Below are 2,013 nucleotides of genomic sequence, written 5' to 3'. Positions count from 1 at the left end.
TATAAGAGACAGGGTGTAGGGTGTGGGGTGTGGGGTTTTATCGATTTTCAGGTGGTCAACTACCTAATTTTCAGGGAAAAAGTCCCCGAATTTTCCGCCCGATCACTCCCATCCCCGGTACTTTTTGATTTCAAAAAAGCCCAAAGACATTATCCAACAAGGTTTTTAGATTTATTCAGCAAACCCTATATAATTCTCAGTAGATGAACGTAGGTTGGGTTGAAGCATGAAACCCAACACCCGCATGGGTTACGCTACCGCTAACCCATCCTACAAATAATTGTGCCTCCCTACTTAAAAAGCTCTAAAGGGACTGTAACCCATGACGGATGAAAGATTAGAACGGATCGAGAGCATACTACAGGCTACCGTTGTCCTCACGCAACAGAATCGAGAAGATATAGCACAGCTAACCCGTGAGGTTAGGACAATAGCAGCGAGTCTGGAACGAACCAACGAGTGCTTAAATCAATTTATCACTCAAGCTGAGAGCGATCGGCAGTTTTTCCGCAACGAAGTCACTGGTATCCGTACAGAAGTTAAGCGAATCGTAGAGCATCTTTTCGGACAATCCCCAGATCAGGAGTCAAGATTAGCCAACGGGTATATATTATCCAAGTTATCGGCAAAAAGCTTGATCAATCCCCATTAATTCTCTGCACAACGCTGATAAATGCGTCTTCTAAAGAAAAGGGAAGCAAACGCAAGGATTGTACCTGTATTCCTGCGGCGCTGACAATCTTTTTGATCTCTGGAATTTCCCTGTCGGGATGATCGAGAGTGAGGTGCAAGCAATCGCCAAAAATCGAGACGCGCCAAGCTTGTAAACGGGTTTTTAAAATTTCTGCCGCTTGTTGCACTCGATCGAGACGTAATTCGATTAATTGCCCCGGTTGTGCTGCTTTAATTTGACTGGGGGAACCTTGCATCACCACTTCTCCAGCTACCATAAAACCCAGACGATTGCATTGTTCCGCTTCTTCGAGATAATGGGTTGTCACTAATACCGCAGTTCCCTGACGAGCCAAATCGTTAATTAAGCTCCAGAATTGTCGTCGCGCTAGGGGATCAACTCCAGAAGTGGGTTCATCGAGAAATAGTATCTCCGGTTCGTGCATGACGGAAGCGCCAAAAGCGACGCGTTGTTTCCATCCTCCCGGCAGTCTTCCGGTTAACATTGTTTCCCGTCCGATTAATCCCACCGTTTCCAAAACCCAAGCGATTTTTTGGCGACGGTAGTGCGGGGGAACCCCATAAACCCCGCAGTAAAATTCCAGATTTTCGATCACAGTGAGATCATCATAAAGGGTAAATTTTTGACTCATATAACCTATTTTTTGCCGTAATAGGGGATTACGCAGGTCTTGACTCCGCCCAGCTAAGGAAATCTCGCCATCAGAGGCGGAAAGTAGCCCACACAGCATTTTAATCGTGGTGGTTTTTCCCGCACCATTCGCCCCCAATAAGCCGTATATTTCTCCGTAGTCAATGGTTAAAGTAACACCTTTGACGGCGCAAAAATTAGCGAAGCTTTTCCGCAAATCCCTAGCATCGATCGCTATTCCCGTGGTAATTGTCTCGGATTTAAACTTTGGTAAGGGGATAAAAGGGGGATCGGAACCCTGTTGTCGCAAACGGGTGACAAAGACGTTTTCTAGGGTTGCCTCGCTAGGGTGGATAGCGCTGAGATGATCGATGGCATTTTTAATAATTCTGGTTGCTTGCTGGGGATTGCCAGTTAACACATCTAGACGATCACCAAATAACTGCACGTCATTAATATTTTGTCCATCCACCAAAAGAAGTATTTTTTCGGCGGTAGCGGCGATATCGGGCGATCGAATTTCCAGGCGTTGTAAACCGAGACGTTGGCGCAATTGGCTGAGAGTTCCGATCTCGTGAATTTGTCCCTCGTACATCAAAGCGATGCGGTGACAACGTTCCGCTTCATCGAGGTAGGGAGTAGCCACCACAATTGTTATACCTTCCCGGGCTAAAGTGGCTAAAATCTGT

Annotated in this window: 3 protein-coding genes; 2 read left to right on the top strand and 1 reads right to left on the bottom strand. The window is 46.2% G+C overall.

Features of this window, described 5'->3' with window-relative positions; translation table 11 throughout:
* The first annotated feature begins 27 nt into the window (after nucleotides 1-27).
* On the top strand, nucleotides 28-207 hold the full coding sequence (locus tag IQ242_RS26485; RefSeq protein ID WP_370583046.1) for a hypothetical protein: 180 nt from the start codon (nucleotides 28-30) through the stop codon (nucleotides 205-207).
* Nucleotides 208-322: 115 nt separating this feature from the next.
* Entirely contained in the window at nucleotides 323-652 is a 330-nt protein-coding gene (locus tag IQ242_RS23440) for a hypothetical protein (RefSeq protein ID WP_193961608.1), read from the top strand.
* On the opposite strand, the gene IQ242_RS23435 is transcribed toward IQ242_RS23440, so the two are convergent.
* On the bottom strand, nucleotides 639-2,013 hold a 1,375-nt coding region (locus IQ242_RS23435; protein ID WP_193961607.1), incomplete at its 5' end, for an ABC transporter ATP-binding protein. The genes IQ242_RS23440 and IQ242_RS23435 overlap by 14 nt on opposite strands.

It is taken from the genome of Microcystis sp. LEGE 08355 (assembly GCF_015207185.1).
Classification (GTDB): domain Bacteria; phylum Cyanobacteriota; class Cyanobacteriia; order Cyanobacteriales; family Microcystaceae; genus Microcystis; species Microcystis panniformis.
The sequence above is the reverse complement of the archived record's forward strand: the minus strand, read 5'-3'. Positions and strand labels throughout refer to the sequence as shown.